Annotated in this window: 2 protein-coding genes and 1 pseudogene; all 3 read left to right on the forward strand. The window is 67.5% G+C overall.

Translation table 11 applies throughout. The annotated features are described in order from the left end of the window. A pseudogene (locus BST12_RS28560) lies at nucleotides 1-186 on the forward strand (hypothetical protein); the annotation flags it as partial. After that, nucleotides 183-2,240, forward strand: a complete 2,058-nt coding sequence (locus BST12_RS28565) for a peptidoglycan D,D-transpeptidase FtsI family protein (protein ID WP_083116504.1) — start codon at nucleotides 183-185, stop codon at nucleotides 2,238-2,240. The pseudogene BST12_RS28560 and the gene BST12_RS28565, both read left to right, overlap by 4 nt. A gap of 109 nt (nucleotides 2,241-2,349) precedes the next feature. Further along, a partial coding sequence (locus BST12_RS35165) for a PE family protein (protein ID WP_139802027.1) occupies nucleotides 2,350-3,041 on the forward strand: 692 nt, incomplete at its 3' end.

The raw sequence follows: 3,041 nt of genomic DNA on the forward strand, positions 1-3,041 counted from the left end.
GTCCCGGCCGCACCCCGGCCGCTGTCGCCGGGCACGCTGCTGGCGCCGCTGGCTCCGATCCTGGGGCCGCTGGTCCCCGCGCTGGCGCCGCAACCGGCACCGGCACCACCGGCCGTCGCACCGGCACCGGCCACCGGTGAACAGTTCGGGCCCGTAACCGGAACGCCGCCGGGAGCCCCGAGGTGAGCCGCGGCGACTCCCGGCGGCCCCGCCCGGCGCAGTCGGAGCGGCCGTCGCGCGCCGGCCGCAAAGCCCCAAAGCCGCAAAAGCCGCAAAAGCCCCAGAAGGCCCAGCGGGTCAAGGAAACCCGCGAGCCCACCCGCATGCGGAAAGCCAAGCAAGCCAAGAAGTCTCGCCCGGCGGTGCGGGCAGAGGACGCCCAGCCGGGTCACTCAGCTCGGGAGCGGCGCACCCGTCAGGCGGTGGAGGTGGCCGGCCGCGGCGCCTCGTTCGTCTTCCGGCACCGGGCCGGCAACGCGGTGATCTTCGCGTTGATCATGGTGGCCGCCACCCAGCTGTTCTTCCTGCAGGTATCCAATGCCGCGGATCTGCGCGCCCAGGCGGCGGGCCAACTAAAGGTCACCGACGTCGAACCCGCGGTGCGGGGCGCGATCGTCGACCGTCACAACGACCGGCTCGCGTTCACCACCCAAGCGCGCGCGTTGACGTTCCAGCCCAAGCGAGTTCGTCAGCAGCTCGAGGAGGCCAAGAAGAAGTCTCCGCATGCGCCAGACCCGCAGCAGCGGCTCAAGGACATCGCCAAGGAGATCTCGGGCAAGCTGAACAACAAGCCCGACAGCGCGACCTTGTTGAAGAAGCTGGAAAGCAACGAGTCGTTCGTCTACTTGGCGCGTGCCGTCGACCCCGCAGTGGCCAGCGCAATCTCGTCGAAGTATCCGGAGGTTGGTTCCGAGCGGCAGGATCTGCGCCAGTATCCGGGCGGATCGCTGGCGGCCAACATCGTCGGCGGCATCGACTGGGACGGCCACGGCCTGCTCGGTCTGGAGGACTCCCTGGACGCGATGCTCGCCGGAACCGACGGTTCGGTCACCTACGACCGCGGGTCCGACGGCGTCGTCATTCCCGGGAGCTACCGTAACCGGCACAAGGCGGTGCACGGCTCGACCATCCAGCTCACCCTTGACGACGACATTCAGTTCTACGTCCAGCAGCAGGTGCAGCAGGCCAAGAACTTGTCTGGGGCGCACAATGTTTCGGCGGTGGTGCTCGACGCCAAGACCGGCGAAGTGCTCGCCATGGCCAACGACAACACCTTCGACCCGTCCCAAGACATCGGGCGTCAGGGCGACAGGCAGCTGGGCAACCTCGCGGTGTCCTCGCCGTTTGAGCCGGGGTCGGTGAACAAGATCATCACCGCCGCCTCGGTCATCGAGTACGGGCTGTCCAACCCCGACGAGGTGCTGCAGGTCCCGGGCTCGATCCAGATGGGCGGGGTCCCCATCCATGACGCCTGGGAGCACGGCGTGATGCCCTACACCACCACCGGCGTCTTCGGGAAGTCGTCCAACGTCGGCACGCTGATGTTGGCGCAACGGGTGGGCCCCGAGCGCTTCTACGACATGGTGCGCAAGTTCGGGCTGGGGCAGCGCACCAGTGTGGGACTGCCCGGTGAGAGCTCCGGGCTGGTGCCGCCCATCGACCAGTGGTCGGGCAGCACCTTCTCGAACTTGCCTATCGGACAAGGTCTTTCGATGACTCTGCTGCAAATGGCCGGCATGTACCAGGCCATCGCCAATGATGGCGTGCGGATACCGCCGCGGATCATCAAGGCCACCATCGGCGCCGACGGCACCCGGACCGAGGAACCGCGTCCCGACGGCATCCGCGTGGTCTCGCCTCAGACCGCCCAGACCGTGCGCCAGATGCTGCGTGCGGTCGTGCAGCACGACCCGATGGGCTACCAGCAGGGCACCGGGTCCGCCGCGGCGGTGCCGGGCTATCAGATGGCCGGCAAAACCGGTACCGCGCAGCAGATCAACCCCGCCTGCGGCTGCTATTTCGACAACGTCTACTGGATCACGTTCGCCGGCCTGGCCACCGTGGATGACCCCCGCTACGTCATCGGCCTGATGCTGGACAACCCCGAGCGCAACGCCGACGGCACCCCCGGACATTCGGCGGCCCCGCTGTTCCACAACATCGCGGGCTGGCTCATGCAGCGTGAGAATGTCCCGCTGTCACCGGATCCCGGCCCTCCACTCACCCTGCAGGCGATGTAACACCCGATCACACCGGCGACACGGCAATAGATTTCGCCAAAATCCGCCCGAACGCGCTGCAACTACGCATACTGACTCCTGCTATTCGTGTCCAGGCAGGAGGCGTTCGATGTCATTTGTGACTGCTGTTCCGGAAATGCTGGGGGCCGCTGCACAGCAACTATCGGGCATTAATACGTCGCTGCGGAGCGCGAATGCCACAGCGGCCGCGTCTACCACCGAAATTCTGTCAGCCGGCGCCGACGAGATATCCGCGGCGGTCACGGCGGTGTTCAGCAGTCACGGCGTGCAATACCAGTCGTTGAGCGCTGCCGCCGCGGAGTTCCACCAGAGTTTTCTGCAGACGCTGAATGCGGCGGGCGGGGCGTACGCGGCGGCAGATGCGGCTAGTGCCTCGCCGTTGCAGGCCCTGGAAAACACTGTTCTCGGTATCGTGAACGCGCCAACTCAGGCGTTGTTGGGCCGTCCGCTGATCGGTAACGGCGCAAACGGGACGGCGGCCAGTCCCAACGGTGGTGCGGGTGGGCTTCTGATCGGCAATGGGGGCAATGGCTTTGGCTTCACCACCGGGGCAACCCCCCAGAAGGGCGGCAACGGTGGCGCGGCCGGGTTAATTGGTAGTGGCGGAGCGGGCGGCACCGGCTTCCTGGGTGGGGCAGGCGGAGCCGGCGGCAACGGCGGTTGGCTGATCGGCAACGGCGGCGTCGGCGGCGCGGGTGGGACGGCGATCACTCTTGCCGTTACCGGCGGTGCGGGCGGGGCCGGCGGCAATGCCACATTCATCGGTGCGGGCGGTAACGG

Origin of the sequence: Mycobacterium angelicum (genome assembly GCF_002086155.1) — a bacterium.
Classification (GTDB): domain Bacteria; phylum Actinomycetota; class Actinomycetes; order Mycobacteriales; family Mycobacteriaceae; genus Mycobacterium; species Mycobacterium angelicum.